This window comes from Sphingobium cupriresistens LL01, from assembly GCF_001046645.1.
GTDB lineage: Bacteria > Pseudomonadota > Alphaproteobacteria > Sphingomonadales > Sphingomonadaceae > Sphingobium > Sphingobium cupriresistens.
In genome coordinates this window covers 1,415,831-1,435,287 of sequence record NZ_KQ130434.1, presented here as the reverse complement: position 1 = coordinate 1,435,287, position 19,457 = coordinate 1,415,831, and the positions used below count along the sequence as shown (strand labels likewise).

Here is a 19,457-nt window from a genome sequence, read left to right as displayed (position 1 = left end):
CTTACATCGCGTTGTCGGCGGCGTTCAGGGCGTCTTCGAATGTATCGGGGAGCGGCGGCTGGACCGGACGGTCGCAGCCTTCTTCCTTCATATGGGCGCGCAGCGCGTCCATCCGGCCGAGGTTCCAGCGCGCCAGCGGCACGCCCAAGGGCCGAAATTCGGCGCGGTCGAACAGTTGGACGACATAGGCCTCGCACAGCGCATCGACCTGCTCCAGCGTAAGCATCCCCAGGTTCATCACCATCGGCTTGCCCGGCACGCCGTTGCGCCCCCGCACCAGATCCGTGACGTAAAGGCCGCCGCGCGGATCGACCAGAACGACATCGGCCTCGCTCGAATCGATCAGCCGGTGGCTGGCCGCGTAGGGTTCGACGAAGACATGGGTGCGCCACACCAGAAAACTGCTGGCGAGGCCGGTGATGACCAGACCGATCAGCAGCGGCCGTAACGCCCGCTGCGGCCGGAAGCGCGCCCAACCAAGGCCCGCGAGCAGGCAGAAGGGGCCGATGAAGCCATGGGCGTAGCGGAATCCCCAGCCATAGCCTTGCGCCAGCGCGAGCAGGCTGCCGGCGAGGCAGCCCAGCGCCAGCGGCAGCGCGATTTCCTGCCCGCGGATCATCGTGCGCCAGCGCATGGCGGCGATGCCGAGCATGGCCAGGGGGACCATCAATATGTTGTTCCAGGCGACATAGCGCGTGAGATTCACCAGTGGCTGCCAGCGATCGCCCAGCCGCTGGAACAGGCTGCCGACCTTGTCCGCGACCCCGGCGGAGGGGCGGACGTCGGCGGGGGCGCCCAAAGCGTGCATCAGGAAGCCGGGCCAGAGTTTAGCCCAGATGATGACGATCGCCGCCAATGTCAGCGCATGGAAAGCCGCGACGGTCCAGCGCCGCGCCAGCAGCATCCACAGGATGAAGGGGGCGATGAAGATGGGCGGGAAATGCCATTGGTGCAGCCCGGCGGCGATCAGAGCGACGAGGCCTGCGGCGACATGACCGACCACCCCGCCGCGCAGCACCAACGCCAGCCAGACCATGTTGAGCGCGAAATGGCCGGTCATGGCATAGGGGGTCATCGCCGTGACCCAGAGTTGGCTGGACGAGAAGCCGAGCAGCACCGTTACCCAGACCGCATCCGGGCGATCGGGCATCAGGTGCAGCGCCACCCGCCATAGCGCGAACAGGCCCGCCATCAGAAGCGCGGGACCAGCCAGGTTGGGATCGCCCAATTGCCAGAACAGCGCCTGGATCGCACTGTTCACGGGCAGATAGGCCGCCGTCCAATAATCCGCCGCGCCGAAAGGGGAGAAAAATTCGGGCATGATCGCCCGGCGATAGGGTTCCCACTCGACCGGGATGGGGCGCGCGAACAGTCCTTCGCGCATGTAGGCGGCGGCGAAGCGGGCGACTTCTTCGTCCCGGCTGATCGCGTAATCCTGAAACAGCGCATAATGGCCGGCCCACGCCGCCATGCCGAGCAGGACGATCAGCGGCACGACGATCCGGGCGGTGGGCCGGGGAAGCGCGATCCCCTTCCCCTCCGCCCAAGGCGCGGCCAGCGCCAACAGCAGCAGAGATCCGAGCAACGCGGGGAAATCCTGATCCAGCAGCAGGATCACCGCCAGGCTGACCCCCTGCCGATAGGTGACGTGCCACAGGAAGGTCGCGCCCAGCCACAGCGCCAGCCCGATCGCGCCCGCCAAAAACAGGCGGCGCGCGCTGACGATGCGGCTCCCCTGCCCCATGGTCAGGCCTGAACCAGGGTCCGGTTGACGAAAATGCCGTCCATTTCGACCAGTTGCGGAAAATGGCCCTTATTATTGGCGAAGAAGGCGGAAGGGACGAAACCGCGCGACTCCAGCCAGTCGATCATCGCGCGATAGCCGACGCCGCCTTCATAAATGGGTCGGACGCCCAGTTCGGTCTGGATGCCCAGCATGGTGGTCAGGACATCGCCCGCGCCTTCGCAGACGGAGAGGTCATGGCCCTGCGTATCCATTTTCAGGAAGGGACGCGCAAAGCCATGCTGCGCGGCCAGTTCGGGCAGCAGCGTATCGAGGCGACGGCATCGCATCTCCACCGTCTTCGTCACCTTGTTGCGGTCGGCGAAGATCGCGTCCTGCGCGTCCGAGGGTTTTTTGAGCGAGCTGAACTGGTCTGCGGCCATGATGTTGAAACTGGCCGTCCCGTCGAAGTCCGACAGGGCCATGTTGAAGACATGCCAGTTGCGATCGGATGCCGCCTGCTTATGCAGATCGGCGAAAACGTCCGGGTTGGGTTCGAAGGAAAGGATCAGCCCCTGATAGCCGGCGTCCTTGCGCGCCGTCGTCGCATATTGGCCGCGATTGGCGCCGACGTCGAAGAGGCAATCGACGGCGAAAGCCGACAGGAAGCGCTTCAAGGCCTGGATTTCGGGATATTGATGGACGCGCCCGGCTACGGCCAGGCGCAGGGCCAGGGCGCGATCGCTCAATTCACGCAGATAGCGGTTCATGCGCGCGCGGCCAACACGGTGCGATAGATGCCGATCGTCGCCACGGCCATATCCTTCCAGCTTCCCATTGCATTCCCGTAATCGCGCGCGCGTGCGCCATGGCCTTGCCTGATGGCCGCGCTTTCGATCAGCGGCAAGAGGGCTTGGGCCAATGCAGGCGCATTTCCCGCGCGGGCGCGGACGGCGACATCGTCGGGCAACTGGCCGAACATGCCCGCGTCCGACGTCACCATCGCCTTGCCATGGTGGAGCGCGGAGAGGAAAGCGCCGCTCGAATCGATATGGCGATAGGGGAAGGCGATCATGTCGGCGCGGACCATGTGGGCGTCGAGCCGGGATTCGGTGAGGAAGCCGAAATCGGTGACGAGGCGGTCGGCGAACCCGGCCTGGGTTACGGCGTCCAGGAAAGGGGCGAGGTCCATGAAGGGCTTGCCCACCAGCACCAGTTCGAACACATGCGCGGCGCGCCAAAGCTGGAGGCAGGCGTCGATCAGGATATCGACGCCTTTGTATGGGCGGATCGTGCCGAAGAAGAGCAGGCGCGGGACCGTGGGCACGGAGATGGCGGCGAGATCAGCCGGGGTTGCGGGGGCAAGGCGCATCGGCGGGTGCGGGGTCACATGGATGCGGGCGGGGTCGATGCCCTGCCCTAACAGCGCGGCGCGGGTCGTGTCGCCATGGACGATCAGAGCATCGAACAGGTCGAGCAGCGCGCGGTAGCCGCGCCCCTGCAGGCCGGCATCGGCATGGTAGGCGTCGGCATTGTGCACGGTGTGAACCAGCGCGGTGCGGCCCTTCAGCCGTTTGAGCATCAAGGCGTCGGCGGGAGCGAGCGGGAGCCACTGGGCGTGGACGACGGGGGCGTTGGTGAGCGCGCTCATGTCGCCCAGTGCGCAAGCAAGGCCATATTCCACCGCCTTGGCGACGCGGAAGGCGCGGCCTTCGCCCAGCCGCGCGCGCAAGGCTTCGCTGCGGGGAAAGAAATGCGGCTTGTACAGATAGCCCTGCGGCATGATCGCGTCGGTGGGACGCATCGGGCGGCCGAGCAGGGTGACGTCGGCACCCTCGCCCGCCAGTGCGGCGCACAGGCTGTCGTCATAGCGCCCGGTGAAGAGCGAGGGATCGAGCATGGCCACCTTCATGTCCGCGCCAGCCTGCGCAGCGAGACGAGGTGCAGCCCGGCCACGGCCAGCAACGCGAGCGCGTAGAGGCCGAGGAAGGCGAGGTCGAAGCGGCCGGGCCAGAGGAGCAGCGCCAGCGGGGCGCTCGCCAAGGAACCGGCGAGGAAAGGGAGCGAGCGTGCGAGCAACGCGCTAAACCGGCCGAGCGCCGCCTGCACATAGACAGAGACGCAGAGCAGGGTCAGCGCGAACAGCGCCAGGATGATGAAGGTGATATCCGCCCGGTCGATGGTGGCGCGGCCGTCGAACAGGATCGTGAACAACCGGTCGCCCGCCAGCAGCAGCACGGCGGACAGGCCGACCGCGAAGATCATCGCCGCGCCGAGCGCGCGGCCCAGCAATTGGCCCAGACGGACCCGGTCGCCGGCATGATAGGCGCGGGTGATGCGCGGCAGGGCGGCCTCCACCGTGGCGCGGACCAACATGGACAGCGACCTGGACACCTTGAAGAAGAAGTCGAAGATGAGCATCGGCCTTGGGTCGCTGGTCGCCAGCGCAATGGTGAAATAGGGCGCGTTGTAGGCGACGATATCGGAGACGGTGAAGGCCGCCGATGCGCCGATGTCGCGCAGATAATGCGCGCGGACATGGCCCCCGCCGACGCGGAAGGCGAGCCAATGGCTGCGCTTCATGTCCAGGCGGCGATGGACATGGCTGATCGCATAGGCGATCACCACGATGCTGACGGCCAGTTGCAACGCCACCGACAGGCGCGGGTCCATGCCCGCCAGCATCGCCAGCAACAGCCCGATCGTCACCACACGCCGCGCGCAATCCACCCCTTCCCACAGGAAATTGCCATCGACCGCCGCCAGCGCCCGCTTGGCGAGCAGGGCCGGCAGGTTGAGGCTTGCAGATAGGAAGAAGAGCAGTAAGAGCAAAGGCAGGCCGGTTGAGAGCCAGCCCAAAGCCAGCGCGACGATCAGGATCAGGCTGGCGCCCACGACCAGCAGGCCGAGGAAAAGGAAGAGGACGCCCATTTCCTCCAGCCGGAAGCCGCCATCATCATCGTCGCCAGCGCCATCATTCAGCCAATGGCGACGCAGCCGGGCATAGATGATGCTGGTGAGGCCAAATTCCGCCGAAATGGTGAAGTTACCGAAGGCGACGAGCAGCAGGAACGCCTGAAACTCGGCGATCGGCAGGACGCGCACGAAGACGAAGGTCACGGCGAAGCCCCAGATCAGCACCAGCCCGACATTGGCGAGCTTCACCAGCGCCAGGAAGCGGGCGGACCCTTCCAGCCGCGCGAGGCGGCTCACCGCGCGGGTTCTCCGCCCGGCTTGCGCGCGCGGAACAAACGGTCGTCCAAGCCGTGGAAATGGCGCGTGTCCGTGTCGATCGCTGCGGCGTCGATTTCCTCCAGATCGAAGCCGGCAGCGCGGATTCGATCAGCGAAATCGGGGCCATACTGGCGGACATGATCCCATTGGCCAAAGCGGCGTTCGCGTTCGCGCGGTGGGATGTCGAAGCTGCCATCCTCGGTAGGCCTGTCCCATAATGGCACGATCAGCCAGGCTTCGCCGCCGGGCTTCAACGCATGGTAGATGTTGCGCAGCACGGCCATGTCGTCCGGCACATGCTCCATCACATGGCTGGCGTAGAAGAGGTCGTAGCGATCGCGCTCGGAGAAGTCCATCAGATCGACGCGGCGCATATCGGCAACGACGTAACGCGATGGGTCGAGATCGGCGGGGGTGTAGTCGGCGGCTGAAGAGAAACGACGCACCAGACTGCGCTCATTGGGGGCCATATGCAGGATGGCGCCGTCCGTGGGCACATCGAGCGTGCCTTGCTGGACCAACCAATTCATGAGACGCTCGCGCGGAGATGCGCCGCAGGCGGGGCAGCCCCATTCCGCGTTATCACCATAGCGGAAGAAGCCGACCACGGCAGAGCCGCAGGCCGGGCAGCTGCGCGTCGCGCGCGCGCCGAGGGCCTTGCGCAGCGTCAACGCCGCCTTGGTCAGATGCTTGCCGGCGGCCTTGGCCACCCGCTGGACAGTAATCACCGATCGCTCCGCGCCGTCATGGGGAAAGGCCGCGCTATACTATAAGCGCCGGGCAATGCGAGGGGGTTTCGGGGTTCGTCCCGATCAGGCCAGCAGTTCGCGTACCAGATCGGGCACCAGCGCACTGGCCGGCCCCAGTCGGGTTTCGTGGAAATAGATACTGCCCGCCGACGGATCGAGATTGAGTTCCAGCGTGCGCGCGCCGACATGGCGGGCAGTCTGGACGAAGCCCGCTGCCGGATAGACCGCGCCCGACGTGCCGATCGACACGAACAGATCCGCGTCGCGCACGGCGGCGTCGATCCGATCCATTTCGTATGGCATTTCGCCGAAAAAGACGATGTCGGGGCGGAGTGCGGGTTTGCGGCACCCGTCGCAGGGCGTGCCGGGCGGCAAGGCTGCGGCCCAGGGAACTGCCTTGCCGCAGGCCGCGCAAAGCGCCGATTTGAGTTCTCCGTGCATGTGGATGAGGCGCGTGGCCCCTGCCCGTTCGTGCAGGTCATCGACATTCTGGGTGACGATCAGCAGGTCGCCCGGCCACTGTGCGTCGAGCGCGGCCAGCGCCTGATGCGCGGCATTGGGCTGGACCTCCGCCAGCTTGGCGCGGCGCTCATCGTAGAAGCGATGTACGAGCGCTTCGTCGCGGGCCAGCGCCTCTGGCGTGCAGACGTCCTCGACGCGATGGCCTTCCCACAGGCCATCGGGACCGCGGAAGGTGGCGAGACCGCTTTCGGCGGAAATACCCGCGCCAGTGAGGATGACGATGTTGTGGATGTCGGGGTTCATGGCTGAACTTCTAGAGACGTCATGCGTCCGCGCCAAGGCGGAGGGATGACAAAGTCGCGCTGCTCTGGCATCGGCGGAGCGAGTACAGATAATGAAACGGACCATCATGACGACGATCGGCATTTTCGGGGCGGCGGGCCGCATGGGCCGGGCGATTGCACAGGCGGCGACCGATGCGGGCCTGGGCATTGCGGGCGGCACCGATCGCGATCCGGCGGGCGAGATCGCGCCGGGCATCGCCATGACCGCCGATCCGCTTGCGCTGGCGGAGGCGAGCGCGGTGCTGATCGACTTTTCGGTGCCAGGTGCGCTCAGCGCGCATCTGGACGCCTGTATCGCTGCGCGCAAGCCGGTGCTGATCGGCACCACCGGACTGGAGGCGGTGCATCATGCGCTGATCGACGAAGCTGCCGTCCATATTGCGGTGTTGCAGACGGGCAATACGTCGCTGGGCGTCAACCTGCTCGCCGCGCTGGTCGAGCAGGCGGCAGCGGGTTTGGGCGACGATTGGGATATCGAGATCGTCGAGATGCATCATCGGCACAAGGTCGATGCGCCGTCCGGCACGGCGCTGCTGCTGGGCGAGGCGGCGGCGCGGGGGCGCGGGATCGCGTTGGCGCAGCATAGCGAGCGTGGGCGCGACGGCATTACCGGCGCGCGGGCGAAGGGCGCGATCGGCTTTGCCGCGCTGCGCGGCGGATCAGTCGCGGGGGATCATCAGGTGATCTTCGCGGCCGAAGGCGAGCGGATCGAGATCGGTCATCGCGCGGAAAACCGCACCATCTTTGCACGCGGCGCGGTGAAGGCGGCGCGCTGGCTGGTAGGGCAACCGGCCGGGCGTTATGACATGAAAGGCGTGCTGGGGCTGTAGATGAAGAAGGCCGATATATTCGACTTTTTCAGCCGCCTGGCCGAAGCCAATCCCGCGCCGGTGACCGAGCTGGAATATGGCAATCCCTATCAGTTGCTGGTCGCGGTGACGCTGTCGGCGCAGGCGACCGATGTCGGGGTGAACAAGGCGACCCGCGCGCTGTTCCGCGAGGTCGAGACGCCGCAGCAGATGGTCGACCTGGGCGAAGAGGGATTGAAGGCGCATATCAAGACCATCGGCCTGTTCAATACCAAGGCGAAAAATGTCATCGGCCTGTCGGAGATATTGGTGCGCGATTTCGGCGGCGAGGTACCGGAGGATCGCGACACGCTGACCACCCTGCCCGGCGTCGGGCGCAAGACCGCCAATGTGGTGGTCAACACCGCCTTCGGGCAGGAGACGTTCGCGGTCGACACCCATATTTTCCGCGTCGGCAATCGCACCGGGTTGGCGCCGGGCAAGACGGTGCTGGCGGTCGAACAGCAGTTGGACAAGAAAGTGCCCGGCCCGTTCCGCCGCGATGCGCATCACTGGCTGATCCTGCATGGCCGCTATGTGTGCAAGGCGCGCAAGCCCGAATGTTGGCGCTGCATCGTCGCCGATCTGTGCCGGTTCAAGCCCAAGACGCCTGCGCCCAAGATAGCGACTGCGAAGGCCGCTTAGGCACGCATCCATTCGCTCCCTGTTCAGCCATGGCTCGCTAGGAGCATGACGGAAAGGCGTGCGCCGTGCCGTCGATTCGGCATGATATGAGGAGAGAAGCCATGTCCATCTTTGCCCCTGCCCGGCTCGCACTGAGCCTGGCGCTTAGCTGCGCCGCCCTGCCCGCCATCGCCAAGGACAAGCCCGATCCCTTTATGGCCAAGGGAGAGCCGGTCAACTGCGTCCAGATTCAGTCGATCCGGTCGACCGATGTGCGTGACGACCGCACCATCGATTTCATCATGAACGGCAACAAGGTCTATCGGAACATCCTCCCCAATAGCTGCCCCAGCCTGGGCTTCGAGAAGCGGTTCCTTTATAAGACGAGCCTGTCGCAGCTTTGTTCGGTCGATATCATAACCGTGCTGTGGAATGGCGGCCCCGGATTGCAGCAGGGCGCGAGTTGCGGCCTGGGCAAGTTCCAGCCGATGGAGAAGGCCTCGAAATAAGATGGATTGGCGATTGTAAGGCGATTTTCGAGTCATCAGATGATTCCATCTGATTAGAAATCGCTTCAGGGTGATTTTGACGCTGGCGCAGCGCGGTGGACTTTGCTACCCGCCCCTCCTGACCAGCGTCTTGCACCCATAGCTCAGCTGGATAGAGCGTTGCCCTCCGAAGGCAAAGGCCAGTGGTTCGAATCCACTTGGGTGCACCAATTTTCAATCACTTAGCTGATCCTTTCTCTCGCGTTGAGAAATTTGTGTGCGGTAATGTGTATGTTACCCTCAATTTCGGCGGTTGAAAGCGTCCAATGCTTCCCCCTGAAAATCGGGATGATGATGCGCGTAGAGTTCGGTTGTCCGGCTATCTGAGTGATCCAGCCAGCCGCCGATCTGGAACAGCGGCACCCCTTTTTGCGCGAGCCATGTCCCGCATGTATGGCGCAGCGTGTGAGGGGTGACCCCGATCAGTTTCGCGTTCTTGCAGGCCGTGCCAAAGCTGCCGCTCTTGCCGTCGCCAATGTCGATGATGCGGCGGCCCTTGTCGTGGATCACATAGCCGATATCGCTATGCCGGCGACGATAGGCCAGTCGCAGGAACGTCATCAGCCGGTTGGGTATCGGTTGCCGACCCCGGCGCTTGCTGGTCTTCGCTTTGAGGTCACCTTTATCATCGCGCCCGCGAAAATCGATCAGCCGGTTTTTGAAGTCCACCTGCGGCCAGCGAAGGTCGAGGATCGCCTGCTTCCGCTTGCCGGTGTAGAGGCCCAGCACAATGAACAGCGGCAGATAGGCGCGCACGTCGCTGCGCCCGGTGCGCGCATGATTCATCAGCCGCGCCGCCTCCGCGCGGGTCAGCCAGCGATCCTTGCTGTCCGGCTTCTCAGGCAACCATACCGGGACCGGCCGAGTCAGGATGCCTTCGCTGTGGGCGAAGTTGATCGCAGCGCGCAATGTCGTCAGCTCGCGTCGCACGGTTGCAACAGCCTTCTCCCGCTGCTTCTGGTATCGCTGGCATGTCCCTTTAGTCACGCCGTCGATCAGGACGCCCAGCCAGAACGGGACCAGCGCCTTGACCGCCTGCTTGATCCGCGTTGGATCGGCGGTCGTGTCGGCGTGATGCTCCACATAATAGGCGAGCGCGTCGGTCACTAGGAGGCGTCCCGGCTCGGACGGCCCGGAAACGCGCTCACGTTGCCGGCTCGCGATGAACTCGGAGAGGGCTTGCTCTGCCTCCCGCACATCTGCAAAACCAGTCGAGCGCTTTCGTGGGCGTCCCTGCTCATACCACTGGATATAGAAGCAGCCCCTCTCCTCGATCCATTTGAGGTAGGCACCGCGATTCGGTCTTGGCATCTCGTTTCCTTTGCCCCCTGGATAAAGGCGATCACATCGGCGCGGTCGTATAGGTAGCCCTTGCCCAGACGGACAGAGGGAAGCCCCTGATCGCGCATGGTGCGGACGGTTCGCTTCGACGGCAAGCCGAAGTCCTGCGCCACCTGTTCGGCTGTCATGAGATGCATGGCTTCCATCACCCCTCCCCCCGCAAAACAGCGTCGATCGGTGCATTAGCGATCTCCAGCAGCACGTCGGCGTGGCATGGTTGATCGAGCGGACACCAGCAGGCGAGGTTCTTGCCCCGCAGGTTTGCAATCTCAGCCAAGATAACAGACCGCCTTGCCTCGCTCTCGACACCACTCTCAGGCATCCTCCATCCCTTGGTCCGGCGCAGTTGGACGCGCATTGGTTGGCGGCTCATTGGTCCGCCCCCGCCGCAACGATCATGTCGGCCCAGCAATCAACGACATATTGCCGCTGAGCATCGCCCATGTCCTCACCAAAGCCGCCCATTGCGCCGTCGTGCATCGCCACGATCATTTCTTCGGTTGGCACGCGCATCTCATTGATTGCGGCTATCGCATTGCGAACATAACCGTCGCTGTCAGGGATACGGCCCCGGCTATTGACTGGCGTCAGTCCCGCCGCCCGTCGATCGCTGTTGAGGATGGCCAAGGCCACCCTCTCAATCATCTTGCTCATGGGATGTCGGCCTTCTTCTGAGGTGGTTTCATTGATCCCTGCATGTGATCGAGCGCCCTGCCTGCCACGATAGCGATGTCGTTGAATGCTTTCCGTACTTCGGCATGATCGGCGAATGTCATGGCATCCAACTGCGGCCTGATCGCCGCCTTCAAATCCCCTGCCGCCTTCGCCATGTCAAAATAGTGCTTCCGCCACACCTCCCCCGCCTCCACCCGATCCAGCAGGGCGGGAAGGGCTGCAACGACAGCGGTCCACAGCTTCTCATGCACGCCAAACTCCTGACCGATGCCATAGAACTGGACACCGAGCGCCACGCTATCGAAGTTGCAGTAATCCGCGGCCTCGACTTCGCCGTCACCTTGGCAAGCAGGGCATTCAACCGTTTCACAGGCGATGCGCCGCTCAGCAGTCGTTAGGTCGCCTTTCGTGCAAGCCGCCAGCAACTCGCGCAGTTCTGCGATGGTGTCAGTCATTGGTTGATCCTCGTTTCCACCACCCGCAAAGGCAACGGCGGCCTCTGGCTGGGCTGAACATCGTCGGAAAACATGCGCGTGATCTCTCGATCTTCGGCCCTGTGTTCGGCGCACATCAGGCCGTGGTCCGCATCTTTGCCGGCGCACGCTTCGGACATGGCGCATTGGTCCCGTCCGCGCTTCATGGCTGGAGTTCCTTCATGGTCGCGCGAACTGCCAAGCCGTCGCCGCTAATCTGCCAGCGCTTCGGGTTCCCGCAATACGCGATCAAGCCCCGCTCGCGGAGTTTACGCCTAATTTTGTCCTGGTTCCGCGACGCCAAGCCCAACCGACGACCCTCCGCCAAAGCGTCCAGAACGGAAAGATGCTGCGCGTCCAAGCCGGTGGCAGCACGCTCTATCTCCCCGCTCATTGGCCCGATCCTTGGTGGAGGGCGGCGGCCGAGGTGGAGCGCAGGGCCTTCGCCGGGTAAATTTGCACGCTGCCGGTTTCAGTATCGCTTTCGACGGCGTAACCTTCTGGCGTCAGACTGGTCGAATATTCACCAACCACTACGCCACGCCATTTCGATCCGCTGATTTTCTCGACGTGATCGCCGCGATTGAATGCGCACACCTCCGCCACCGCCCCACCCGCCTGCGCGGCATCATCCGTTCGCGCCGGGGTGGCGAGGGCTGCGCTGAGCGCCAGGATCTTTTTGCCGGACAGGCGGCGTGACGCATCTGGATGGTCCGCAATGTCCCCAAGAAGAGTACGCGCCGCCTCCCGCAGCCCAACCGGCTCAGCGGCGGGAGGGTGGGCTAGGCGGTTGGGTAGGCCAGCCAGCCAGCTTTCGATCTGCCCATTCGTGACTAGGCGAGGGCCGTCGCGAGGCGCATCAGGCCATGCCAGCCAAGTCCCAAGAGCTTCACGCGCTTTCGCTGCGATGATCGCATCAGCCACCACCTCCCCGCCCTTTGCGTTTTCCGCCGCGCCGCGATCGACAAGTTTGAGCAAATGGCCGAAACGACCAAGCCCTCCCGACTTTGCGTTTTCTGCGGGTTGGGCGAGGGCGGCGCGGGCGTTCCACATCGCCGCGTAATCTTCGCCGGGGAGCGCCAGCCTAGTCGTTCCTCCACAATGTCCGTCCGCACATTTGATGCCGACGCGCGATCCAAAATCTATCTTTTTGGCTGGACCGCCACAAAACGGGCAAGGCTCCAGCGCGCTCCGCAAATCCTGCGCGGGGTTTTGGGAATCACTCACCGGCTTTTCCTCTCAGCAAGCGGCACCATCCATTCGCGATGGCCGCGGGGTTTCGGATCGATCGGACGTAGAGGGTTGCTCATCAGGGCCAGCGTCTTCGCGCGGATCGCTTGGGATAGGGCGGGGTCACGGGTCATCGAAATTTCCGGGGCCGTTTGTTAGACTGGCGCCCCGCCTTCTGGGGGAACGGTTAGGCGGCCTGCTGCCTGCGCTTGGCCTTTGCGGCACGTTCAGCATTGGCAGCGATCAGCGGGGCCATGCGGCGGTCGCGCTCGGCTTTGAGGGTGGCGAGTTCTGCGGTCAGCGCAGCAACCTCGGACCGCAGGGCCACGTTCTTGCCCAGCAATCGGCCCGCCGTTTCGCGTTCCTGCTGCGCGTCAACCATCGCCTTCGCCCGATCGCTGATGAACACGGCCATCGCCGCCTCATGCGCCTTCACTGTCATCAATCCGAATTTTTCCAAAAAGGACATTTCTCGTCTCCCTGGGTTAAGCCGCGCGGGCCGGGTGAATTTCATCCGAGAGGGCGATGCCCTTCTCGGCGGCAAAGGCGTGGATCGCCTCGATAAGATCGGAAAATTCGGCCTTGTTCAGTCGCGAGGACTTGAATCCAAGCGGAACTACGCCCGATCCGTCCAGCGACGGCTCAAAGGTGCAGGTGAAGCCCGCCGCGTTCATGAACAGGCACTTCCAAACTTCCGGCGACAGGCAGCGGCCATCAGGCTTTGCCCGGCTGATCTGCGAGAGGAGCGCCCACATAAGGGCGTTCTGGTCGTTGGTGCGGCGCGCAGGGCGTATATTTAGCACCGCGCCAGCCGGCACTTTCTCGATCAAGCGATGCGCCTCCATACGGCGGTAATCGCTGGTCAGGATGATCGTCTGTCCGTCAGCCATTGCGCTTTGCCTCCATGATCTCGACCCGGCGCGGGGACTTGGCGGCAAACTCTTCCGCCAGCGCCTTCATGTTGATGTTGTGCATCCGCTCAAATGTGGTTTCACCGATGCGGTGCTGCGTTGCGTGACAATCTCGGCACAGCGATATCGTCCAGTAATCGTGCGGCTTCTGGCCCATGCCTGCGCCGGTTCCGGTGCGCACATGGGCGACCTCGATCGCCGCCGTGGAGGCGCAAGCGCTGCAAGCGTGCGAGCGCACGAAGTTGCAATGCGCTTGGGACCGCCAGCGGGTTGAGCGCTTGGGCGCCTTCGAAATCCGACGCGGCAGCATCAGTCGAAGCCCGGCACGAAGTCGTCATCAAGGTCATTGCCCCACGACCCGCCGCCGCGGTCGCCGACGCCGAAGCCGTTCTGATTATGGTGGGTAAGTTCGCGCTGACCACCCTCCCCGCCGTTGGAGCTATCCAGCATGGTTAGAACCGCGCCGGGACCGGACAAGACAACCTCGGTACTGTAGCGGTCATTGCCGGTCTGGTCCTGCCACTTGCGCGTGCGCAACTGGCCTTCGATATAGACCTTGCTGCCCTTGCGCAGGAACCGCTCGGCAACCCCGACCAGTCCGTCACCCATGATGGTTACGCTGTGCCATTCGGTTCTGGTTTTACGCTCGCCGGACTGTTTATCCTTCCAGCTTTCGGTGGTCGCGATCCTAAGATTTGCGATTTTGCCGCCGCTGGCGAAGGATTTAACTTCTGGATCAGAACCAAGATTTCCGACCAAAATGACCTTATTCACTGAGCCCGCCATGCGAGTTCCTTTCGAGAAAGTGGCCCCGCGCCGTGGAAGCCGCGCTTGCCGGGGCGAAGATTGAGGATGGATGACGGATTCATTCGGCCCTTGCGGGCCATGTCCTGGGCGTTGTCAGCTTGCGTTCCGGCGAACAGATGCTTCGGATTTACGCAGCCGGGATTGTCGCAGCGGTGACAGACAATCTGATCATCATCGATCTCACCGTAAGCCAGCACATAAGCCAGACGATGCGCCATCCACCGCTTGCCATCATGCTGGACAACGCCATAGCCGTGGCCATTGAAGGTTCCGCCCCAGACTATGCACCGATCGCCCGCCAAGTTGCGGAGAAGTGCAGCCGAAATCGGTTTCGCCTTTTTGACTTTATTGGCGCAAGCGCACGAACAGAACTGCCGAGCCTCCCACTGTGACTGGCTGTCCCGCGCGCGGCGGGCGTATGAGGCTCCGCACACCTCGCAGGACTTGGACTGGTCCATTATGCTGCCACCTTTTCTTCACGGAAGTTGAAGCCGGGAACGCCAGCGCCACGGTGCGCTTCGATTTTGGCGTCACGATCAGCCCAGCGCTTTATCAGCGCGTGAAATTCGGCCATGAACTCCGGGTTCTGCTTGTAATGGCTGTAGGCCAGCGCCCAGCTATTCGGGCCATCGACAAGATCAGCATGCCAGACAGAGCGCAGGCCAACAGCGCGGACGCCCTGCCCCGCAGCAACCCGCACCTTTTCCTTGGCCACGCCATCAGCCTGCCGCAACAGCGCTTTCGCACCAGCCAGTGCATCCTCAGCGCGATCCATCACCGCGATATCGGTGGTTTCCTTCGCCTCTTCGCGCAGCGCCATTGCTTCCTTGGCAGCAGCCAGTGCGGCGTCCGCAGCGATCTTCTCGCGCGCCTTCCGCTCGTCTTCCTGTTTTGTCATCCATGCGGTGGAGAGCCGACCGGTGGCGGCGATGGCTTTCGTCAAGGTGCCGTCCGGCGTGCCCTTGAGGCCCTTGGCGACATAGCCATTGTTCCACGACTGGATTTCGGTCACCGCGTCGTTGTGCGGCTTTTTCTCCGCAGCAGCATTGTCCTTGACCAGCTCGGCGGCCTGTTGCAGCGAGCGATACAGCTTGCCGACCTCAGCAGCCTGACCCTCGTTTTCGATCGCCACGCCATCGGCCCAATTCACGGCCTCAGTCAGAAGATCGGAGACATGCGCGTCGATCGCTGCCCGTCCCGAAATCTTGACCGCAGGCGCCACGTCTTCCGGCGGCTGATTATCGCCTACGACGGCGCGCGAGTTGTCGGGGCCTTCCGCTTCCAGCTTGGCGATATGCTCGGTGAGGGCCTTGATTTCTTCGATACGCTCAGGGCTTTCCCTGTTCAATTTCTTGAGCGCGTTGGTGGCGTACGGGAACGGCATGGTGGCGATAGGGACCGCCCCTTTGCTCGAAAGATACATGGTCATGGCCGATCCTTTCAGTAGGGGATTTCGTCATCCAGATCGGCGCTCGGCGACTGGCTTTGCTGCCGCTGCTGTTTGCTCTGCTTGGTGATCCTGTCGTTCAGCGACTTCATGGCGGCGGCGAAGTGACCAGCGGGAAGATCGCGGGCGCAGGATACGTCGGAAGGCGCGAGGAACTTGGCCGGATCAACCCCTGCCTCCCGCATCTTGTCTTCAAGCATAATTTCCTGCGCAGGAGTGATGCGCTCCACCTTCTGGCGATCGGACTGGCCGCTATCCTGCTTTTCGTCAGCAGCATCATCGCCGTGGAGATCGCCCTTGTGCCAGAGGTCGAGCGCCGCACCGAAGCGCATCGCGGCATTGCGCAACGCATCGCCAATGACCTCCTTTTCCCGCGCGCCGGGATCGACGCCCTGCTTGGACGCGGCGTGGCCATATCCAAGGCGCGTGACGCCGCAGACGGTCAGCTTGATCCAAAGGCCGCCAGTCTGGTCGAAGGCGGGAAGGCCATCACGAAAAGCGACAGGCTCCCATGACCATAGGGGATCGGTGTCCAACAGCCGGTCAGTCAGGGCGGCGTGGCCGACATAGTCTAGGTGGACAACGTCGGGATGATGCCAGCTACCGCAATCCTTGCAGCGGACGCCCTTCTTGAAATCAGCGCGTACTGCTTCGGTTTGCGCCTTGGTCGGCTTCGGCAATTTGCTGATGTGGTTGGCGGCAAAAGGCTCGCGCAGCTTGGCGAGCGCCGACACGGCGTCAGTCATGGTTCTGGCCTTTCGAGAAAAACGGATCGGGGTCATTGCGGCCAGCTTCGGCGGCGCTGATGATCCATGCGGCGTTGGCATCGCACTCAGCCATGGCGGCGAGGCGTTGATGCAGAATGGCGTCCTGTTCAGCCCATTCGCGGCGCTGGGCAGGGAGAGGATTGAGGCGCTGAACCGCTTTTTCGAGACTGGCAAAATGGTCCATCTCAAATTCCTCCGGGATTAGGCAGCAGCATCAAAGCTGCGTAAAAAGTCAGGGTTAGCATGGAGGCCCATGCGAGCATCTGCGGGATGGTGAGGAGGCGGGTCACTTCCTCGCCCCCTTCGCCGGACACCTCGGATGCGCGCACGGACCCGAAACGATGTCCTCGCAGTAGCCGCATTTCTGGCGGTGGTTGTCGTTGGTGGGGCTGCCACGCCGGGCCGCGAGCATGTCGCGATAGGCGTTGCGCTTGCTGATGGAGCGATCCACAGCCTCGCAGGCGTCAGCGATGCGCGGACCATGACCATCGCCGCCCCAAACCCCCGCATATCCCTGAGCGCCATCAGGGGCGGCCAGCACGGCATCCAGATCGCGGATCAGCGCGTCACGGTAGCGATGCAAGCCAGCCTCATGCATGTCAGCAATCGACGGGACCATCGATGCCCGATGCAGCCGCAATTGGACAAGCGCTGCGTCAATCTGCGCGATGTGACCTTGGATCAGGATTTGCGCGCGGGTAAAGTCGCTGGGGTGGGCTGCGAAGGCTGCTATGGGGTGGAGCATGTCAGGCTCCCATCGGCACGGAGAGGAGGCGGATGCGCTGGGCACGGCGGCCGAAAAATTCCTGCGACCGTGCCAGTTCGGCGGACTTGGCGAACTCAAGAGCCTGCTTTGCGCGGGCGAAGTTCGTGAAAGTCTCGGCATCAAACCAAGAGCTGCGGTTGCCGTCCAGCAACTCGCGCTGGAGAATGAAATGGCCGTCAGCCACTTCAACCGGCGCTACCTTCTTCGGCATGACCGCTTCCCAGCACTGGCCGCCAGACCAATCGTGCAACAGGATATCTCCGCGAGCGACCAGCTTGATAAGGTAGCCGCGAACAGCCTCCTTATCTGCGCCGATCGCCTGCTTGACCTCGCCAATAGTCCGCAGCGGGCCGCGATCATCATTGGCGCGGCGAGCGGCATTGCGCAGGAAAGCAAGTGTCCGATCAACCGGGCTTTTCTGCATCTGCAAATGTTGGGCGCTCATAAGAACCTCCAAGAAACTGATTTCAAGCTCGCCGCGCGCCGGGGGATGGCGCGCGGTCTGGGGAGATCAGGCTGCTTCTTTCTGGGCGGTGGCGGGCTTTACCCAATCAGGGAGTTGGCGCTTGTCCGGGCGGGTCGGCATCAGCAGGCCAACAAAGTCTTTGTCGTCGGTCTGGACGATCTGGGGCGACATTTCGTCCGCACCGGTCACGCATATGATGTCGCCGAACGCTGTCAGATACTTTCGGTTGAAAGCGCGGATCGTGTCGGTCGGCTTCATTTCCGGGACGACCCGCCGCCAGTCCGGGTAGTTGCCATCAATGAATGAGCGGCCGATGCGGAGAGCGCATTCTTCCACCCGCGCGATTGCGTGCTGGGCATCATCTTCACGATGCTCGGTCTTCTTGCCCTCAACAATGGCAATGTATCCATTGCCGCCGTCGGTCAGCATTCCGACAAGCCAAGGCTTTAGGAACAAACCCTTCTCAGGCTTGATGATTGATGGAATGCGGACAATCATGGAGCGATCCACGAAACCGTCGGCGTCGTAACTGATGCCCATCCGGTGGCCGTCGGTCGCAACGCAGCACGCACCACCCTCCGGGTTCGCTTCGATAAACACGCCGTTCAAATAGTAGCGTGTTTCTTCCGTGCTGATGAAAGGGCTCACCTTGAGCGCCGCATCCAATCGAACTGCAAAAGCCGGGGTCGCCATCTTCTTCCTCCATCACTCGCCGGGAGCGGTTGGGCTGCCCGGCTGATGGAGTGAATATGTGCCCATGATGGGCATATGTCAATCTATAATTATGCCCTTTATGGGCACATTTTAATCAGGCCACTCCTCATCCGGCCACCAGTCGGCGTCCTCGCTGCCCGGCGGCGGCCAGTCAGCGGCGCGCGAGTCGGCAATCGGCGGCAGGACTGGTTCGCTGCCGTCTAGGTGAGCGCGGATCGTGGCGCCCCATCGCTCTTTGTGCTGGAAAATGGCTGATACGCCTGCCCGGCCCATGGCCAGCAGGATCAGCGGCGCGCGTTCGGCGCGCACATAGCCGATCTGGATACCGCGCGCGGAATAGACCGCGATCGCGTTGCTGTCTGCGGGGTTTTTGGGTTCGTGGCGCAGTTCGACCGGCTCACCAGGGCTGCACATGGCTATCTCGAAACGCCGCGTCGGGCCTGACTTGTTTGGGTGGTCAGCGCCGACGACGGCGAGGGATAGGTGGCGCATTCACTTGCCTTTCCGTGTGCCATGCATTACATGTGAAACAAGGATTGGGCTTTCCCGGTCGACGTAAGGGTTTCGGTTTGTACCGGGACCCTTTCGTTTTATGGGAACGTCTTCATGTAGCCAATTTTGGCCTTGAGTGCGTCGAACGCGCGATTATCCTGTAAAGGATTGAGGGCCTTTATAGCCATAGGGCGGGCGATGAGGTCGGTAATCTGATGACCCGCCATGTTTGCCGCCTTTGGCACAAAGAGCGGCTCAAACCCGCAAACTGAGAAATCAATTCGCTTCCAGCCCCATTGCTTCTGGTTGCTGGTGATCCGCCTAAATTCTAGTTCAAGTTGCTGATCTTCAACCTTGCCGCGACCCTCGAAAAGCACATGGACCTTGCGACCCGACTGCCCTTGATGCTTGAGAAACTCGCACACTTTCTCAAGGCAGAAGTGCATAGCAACCTCATATGGGTTCCAAGGTGTTTTGTACTTTTCTGTGAACGGCTCTTTTTTGATGATCGACGCATAGATTTGAACGGGAGTAGCCTTAACCAGTTCAGCGATATCTCCATAGAAAGCGTCGCGCATTTCCTTGCTAGATCGCAGTATATCGAATGGTTTTATCTGCTTTCTAACTTCCCGTTCATGCAGAATGATGGCATCGTGGCCAAAATACTTATACTTCAATTCTCGCAAAGAAGGCTCAACACTGTGCGCGTATTCATCCTTACGGAAAACGCAGAAAACAAGGGCGAAGGCAGGAAATTGGGGATCGATGGTTGTTAGTCCGTGATCGCCACTTTCATCAGCGAACACAATGTAATCGCTAAAATCCACGCCTCGCCC

28 protein-coding genes and 1 tRNA gene are annotated in these 19,457 nt (G+C 62.6%); 4 read left to right on the top strand and 25 right to left on the bottom strand.

Annotated features, from left to right (window positions below; translation table 11 throughout):
- Position 1: 1 nt before the first annotated feature.
- The 6 genes from V473_RS07025 to V473_RS07000 all read right to left on the bottom strand — a co-directional run bounded on the left by V473_RS07025 (position 2) and on the right by V473_RS07000 (position 6,471).
- Entirely contained in the window at positions 2-1,744 is a 1,743-nt protein-coding gene (locus V473_RS07025; RefSeq protein ID WP_066601915.1) for an MFS transporter, read from the bottom strand.
- 2 nt (positions 1,745-1,746) lie between these two features.
- Complete coding sequence (locus V473_RS07020) at positions 1,747-2,493, bottom strand: FkbM family methyltransferase (RefSeq protein WP_066601913.1); 747 nt, start codon at positions 2,491-2,493, stop codon at positions 1,747-1,749.
- Complete coding sequence (locus tag V473_RS07015; protein WP_066601909.1) at positions 2,490-3,635, bottom strand: glycosyltransferase family 4 protein; 1,146 nt, start codon at positions 3,633-3,635, stop codon at positions 2,490-2,492. Before V473_RS07015 ends, V473_RS07020 begins: the two co-directional genes overlap by 4 nt.
- Positions 3,632-4,936: a hypothetical protein gene (locus V473_RS07010; protein WP_201785485.1), complete on the bottom strand. Its 1,305-nt coding sequence runs from the start codon at positions 4,934-4,936 to the stop codon at positions 3,632-3,634. Before V473_RS07010 ends, V473_RS07015 begins: the two co-directional genes overlap by 4 nt.
- The gene (locus V473_RS07005; RefSeq protein WP_066601906.1) at positions 4,933-5,685 is read right to left on the bottom strand and encodes a class I SAM-dependent methyltransferase; all 753 of its coding nucleotides are present in this window, start codon (positions 5,683-5,685) and stop codon (positions 4,933-4,935) included. The genes V473_RS07010 and V473_RS07005 overlap by 4 nt, the downstream gene beginning before the upstream one ends.
- Positions 5,686-5,769: 84 nt before the next feature.
- Positions 5,770-6,471 carry an NAD-dependent deacylase gene (locus V473_RS07000; protein ID WP_066601903.1) on the bottom strand — a complete coding sequence of 234 codons (702 nt, stop codon included), beginning with the start codon at positions 6,469-6,471 and terminating at the stop codon, positions 5,770-5,772.
- Between the two features lie 106 nt (positions 6,472-6,577).
- On the opposite strand from V473_RS07000, the gene dapB reads away from it, so the two are divergent.
- From dapB to V473_RS06980, 4 genes are all read left to right on the top strand, one after another.
- Complete coding sequence (dapB, locus tag V473_RS06995; RefSeq protein ID WP_066605252.1) at positions 6,578-7,342, top strand: 4-hydroxy-tetrahydrodipicolinate reductase; 765 nt, start codon at positions 6,578-6,580, stop codon at positions 7,340-7,342.
- Positions 7,343-8,005, top strand: a complete 663-nt coding sequence (gene nth, locus V473_RS06990) for an endonuclease III (protein WP_066601902.1) — start codon at positions 7,343-7,345, stop codon at positions 8,003-8,005.
- 101 nt (positions 8,006-8,106) lie between these two features.
- Positions 8,107-8,493 (top strand): hypothetical protein, encoded by a 387-nt coding sequence (locus V473_RS06985; RefSeq protein ID WP_066601901.1) that lies wholly within the window; start codon positions 8,107-8,109, stop codon positions 8,491-8,493.
- 132 nt (positions 8,494-8,625) lie between these two features.
- A tRNA-Arg gene (locus V473_RS06980) sits at positions 8,626-8,702 on the top strand.
- 70 nt (positions 8,703-8,772) lie between these two features.
- On the opposite strand, the gene V473_RS06975 is transcribed toward V473_RS06980, so the two are convergent.
- The 19 genes from V473_RS06975 to V473_RS06875 form a co-directional block, all read right to left on the bottom strand.
- Positions 8,773-9,639 (bottom strand): tyrosine-type recombinase/integrase, encoded by an 867-nt coding sequence (locus tag V473_RS06975; RefSeq protein ID WP_066601900.1) that lies wholly within the window; start codon positions 9,637-9,639, stop codon positions 8,773-8,775.
- Complete coding sequence (locus V473_RS24615; RefSeq protein WP_408021506.1) at positions 9,639-10,001, bottom strand: helix-turn-helix domain-containing protein; 363 nt, start codon at positions 9,999-10,001, stop codon at positions 9,639-9,641. The genes V473_RS06975 and V473_RS24615 overlap by 1 nt, the downstream gene beginning before the upstream one ends.
- Before the next feature lie 17 nt (positions 10,002-10,018).
- Positions 10,019-10,195: a DUF4326 domain-containing protein gene (locus tag V473_RS24250; protein ID WP_269076435.1), complete on the bottom strand. Its 177-nt coding sequence runs from the start codon at positions 10,193-10,195 to the stop codon at positions 10,019-10,021.
- Between the two features lie 47 nt (positions 10,196-10,242).
- Positions 10,243-10,527 (bottom strand): hypothetical protein, encoded by a 285-nt coding sequence (locus tag V473_RS06960; protein ID WP_066601894.1) that lies wholly within the window; start codon positions 10,525-10,527, stop codon positions 10,243-10,245.
- The gene (locus tag V473_RS06955) at positions 10,524-11,003 is read right to left on the bottom strand and encodes a hypothetical protein (protein ID WP_066601891.1); all 480 of its coding nucleotides are present in this window, start codon (positions 11,001-11,003) and stop codon (positions 10,524-10,526) included. The genes V473_RS06960 and V473_RS06955 overlap by 4 nt, the downstream gene beginning before the upstream one ends.
- Positions 11,004-11,411: 408 nt before the next feature.
- On the bottom strand, positions 11,412-12,074 hold the full coding sequence (locus tag V473_RS06940) for a hypothetical protein (protein WP_066601884.1): 663 nt from the start codon (positions 12,072-12,074) through the stop codon (positions 11,412-11,414).
- A gap of 364 nt (positions 12,075-12,438) precedes the next feature.
- Positions 12,439-12,765 carry a hypothetical protein gene (locus V473_RS06935; RefSeq protein ID WP_148648338.1) on the bottom strand — a complete coding sequence of 109 codons (327 nt, stop codon included), beginning with the start codon at positions 12,763-12,765 and terminating at the stop codon, positions 12,439-12,441.
- On the bottom strand, positions 12,737-13,141 hold the full coding sequence (locus V473_RS06930) for a recombination protein NinB (protein ID WP_066601878.1): 405 nt from the start codon (positions 13,139-13,141) through the stop codon (positions 12,737-12,739). Before V473_RS06930 ends, V473_RS06935 begins: the two co-directional genes overlap by 29 nt.
- Positions 13,134-13,472: a DUF968 domain-containing protein gene (locus V473_RS22805; RefSeq protein ID WP_082679000.1), complete on the bottom strand. Its 339-nt coding sequence runs from the start codon at positions 13,470-13,472 to the stop codon at positions 13,134-13,136. Before V473_RS22805 ends, V473_RS06930 begins: the two co-directional genes overlap by 8 nt.
- A complete protein-coding gene (ssb, locus tag V473_RS06920) occupies positions 13,472-13,948 on the bottom strand; it encodes a single-stranded DNA-binding protein (RefSeq protein WP_066601876.1) in 477 nt (158 codons plus the stop codon). The genes V473_RS22805 and ssb overlap by 1 nt, the downstream gene beginning before the upstream one ends.
- A complete protein-coding gene (locus V473_RS24245; protein ID WP_082678999.1) occupies positions 13,933-14,427 on the bottom strand; it encodes an HNH endonuclease signature motif containing protein in 495 nt (164 codons plus the stop codon). Before V473_RS24245 ends, ssb begins: the two co-directional genes overlap by 16 nt.
- Positions 14,427-15,398, bottom strand: a complete 972-nt coding sequence (locus tag V473_RS06910) for a hypothetical protein (RefSeq protein WP_066601872.1) — start codon at positions 15,396-15,398, stop codon at positions 14,427-14,429. The genes V473_RS24245 and V473_RS06910 overlap by 1 nt, the downstream gene beginning before the upstream one ends.
- Before the next feature lie 11 nt (positions 15,399-15,409).
- The gene (locus V473_RS06905; RefSeq protein ID WP_066601869.1) at positions 15,410-16,162 is read right to left on the bottom strand and encodes a hypothetical protein; all 753 of its coding nucleotides are present in this window, start codon (positions 16,160-16,162) and stop codon (positions 15,410-15,412) included.
- On the bottom strand, positions 16,155-16,367 hold the full coding sequence (locus V473_RS23465; protein ID WP_148648337.1) for a hypothetical protein: 213 nt from the start codon (positions 16,365-16,367) through the stop codon (positions 16,155-16,157). The genes V473_RS06905 and V473_RS23465 overlap by 8 nt, the downstream gene beginning before the upstream one ends.
- Positions 16,368-16,469: 102 nt before the next feature.
- Positions 16,470-16,928: a hypothetical protein gene (locus V473_RS06895; protein ID WP_066601864.1), complete on the bottom strand. Its 459-nt coding sequence runs from the start codon at positions 16,926-16,928 to the stop codon at positions 16,470-16,472.
- A gap of 1 nt (position 16,929) precedes the next feature.
- Positions 16,930-17,379, bottom strand: coding sequence for a hypothetical protein (locus V473_RS06890; protein ID WP_148648336.1), 450 nt, complete (start codon positions 17,377-17,379; stop codon positions 16,930-16,932).
- Positions 17,380-17,460: 81 nt separating this feature from the next.
- On the bottom strand, positions 17,461-18,108 hold the full coding sequence (locus V473_RS06885) for a DNA polymerase III subunit beta family protein (protein ID WP_082678998.1): 648 nt from the start codon (positions 18,106-18,108) through the stop codon (positions 17,461-17,463).
- A gap of 111 nt (positions 18,109-18,219) precedes the next feature.
- Positions 18,220-18,543 (bottom strand): HIRAN domain-containing protein, encoded by a 324-nt coding sequence (locus tag V473_RS06880; RefSeq protein ID WP_066601858.1) that lies wholly within the window; start codon positions 18,541-18,543, stop codon positions 18,220-18,222.
- Between the two features lie 176 nt (positions 18,544-18,719).
- A complete protein-coding gene (locus V473_RS06875; RefSeq protein WP_066601855.1) occupies positions 18,720-19,448 on the bottom strand; it encodes a DUF3800 domain-containing protein in 729 nt (242 codons plus the stop codon).
- Between the last annotated feature and the right edge of the window lie 9 nt (positions 19,449-19,457).

Excerpts from the sequence above, each read along its gene's own strand:
- V473_RS07025 (WP_066601915.1), bottom strand. The coding sequence starts at position 1,744 with ATGGGGCAGGGGAGCCGCATCGTCAGCGCGCGCCGCCTGTTTTTGGCG.
- V473_RS07020 (WP_066601913.1), bottom strand. The coding sequence starts at position 2,493 with ATGAACCGCTATCTGCGTGAATTGAGCGATCGCGCCCTGGCCCTGCGC.
- V473_RS07015 (WP_066601909.1), bottom strand. The coding sequence starts at position 3,635 with ATGAAGGTGGCCATGCTCGATCCCTCGCTCTTCACCGGGCGCTATGAC.
- V473_RS07000 (WP_066601903.1), bottom strand. The coding sequence starts at position 6,471 with ATGAACCCCGACATCCACAACATCGTCATCCTCACTGGCGCGGGTATT.
- dapB (WP_066605252.1), top strand. The coding sequence starts at position 6,578 with ATGACGACGATCGGCATTTTCGGGGCGGCGGGCCGCATGGGCCGGGCG.
- nth (WP_066601902.1), top strand. The coding sequence starts at position 7,343 with ATGAAGAAGGCCGATATATTCGACTTTTTCAGCCGCCTGGCCGAAGCC.
- V473_RS06985 (WP_066601901.1), top strand. The coding sequence starts at position 8,107 with ATGTCCATCTTTGCCCCTGCCCGGCTCGCACTGAGCCTGGCGCTTAGC.
- V473_RS24615 (WP_408021506.1), bottom strand. The coding sequence starts at position 10,001 with ATGACAGCCGAACAGGTGGCGCAGGACTTCGGCTTGCCGTCGAAGCGA.
- V473_RS24250 (WP_269076435.1), bottom strand. The coding sequence starts at position 10,195 with ATGCCTGAGAGTGGTGTCGAGAGCGAGGCAAGGCGGTCTGTTATCTTG.
- V473_RS06960 (WP_066601894.1), bottom strand. The coding sequence starts at position 10,527 with ATGAGCAAGATGATTGAGAGGGTGGCCTTGGCCATCCTCAACAGCGAT.
- V473_RS06955 (WP_066601891.1), bottom strand. The coding sequence starts at position 11,003 with ATGACTGACACCATCGCAGAACTGCGCGAGTTGCTGGCGGCTTGCACG.
- V473_RS06940 (WP_066601884.1), bottom strand. The coding sequence starts at position 12,074 with ATGTGGAACGCCCGCGCCGCCCTCGCCCAACCCGCAGAAAACGCAAAG.
- V473_RS06935 (WP_148648338.1), bottom strand. The coding sequence starts at position 12,765 with ATGAAATTCACCCGGCCCGCGCGGCTTAACCCAGGGAGACGAGAAATG.
- V473_RS06930 (WP_066601878.1), bottom strand. The coding sequence starts at position 13,141 with ATGGCTGACGGACAGACGATCATCCTGACCAGCGATTACCGCCGTATG.
- V473_RS22805 (WP_082679000.1), bottom strand. The coding sequence starts at position 13,472 with ATGCTGCCGCGTCGGATTTCGAAGGCGCCCAAGCGCTCAACCCGCTGG.
- ssb (WP_066601876.1), bottom strand. The coding sequence starts at position 13,948 with ATGGCGGGCTCAGTGAATAAGGTCATTTTGGTCGGAAATCTTGGTTCT.
- V473_RS24245 (WP_082678999.1), bottom strand. The coding sequence starts at position 14,427 with ATGGACCAGTCCAAGTCCTGCGAGGTGTGCGGAGCCTCATACGCCCGC.
- V473_RS06910 (WP_066601872.1), bottom strand. The coding sequence starts at position 15,398 with ATGACCATGTATCTTTCGAGCAAAGGGGCGGTCCCTATCGCCACCATG.
- V473_RS06905 (WP_066601869.1), bottom strand. The coding sequence starts at position 16,162 with ATGACTGACGCCGTGTCGGCGCTCGCCAAGCTGCGCGAGCCTTTTGCC.
- V473_RS23465 (WP_148648337.1), bottom strand. The coding sequence starts at position 16,367 with ATGGACCATTTTGCCAGTCTCGAAAAAGCGGTTCAGCGCCTCAATCCT.
- V473_RS06895 (WP_066601864.1), bottom strand. The coding sequence starts at position 16,928 with ATGCTCCACCCCATAGCAGCCTTCGCAGCCCACCCCAGCGACTTTACC.
- V473_RS06885 (WP_082678998.1), bottom strand. The coding sequence starts at position 18,108 with ATGGCGACCCCGGCTTTTGCAGTTCGATTGGATGCGGCGCTCAAGGTG.
- V473_RS06880 (WP_066601858.1), bottom strand. The coding sequence starts at position 18,543 with ATGTGCAGCCCTGGTGAGCCGGTCGAACTGCGCCACGAACCCAAAAAC.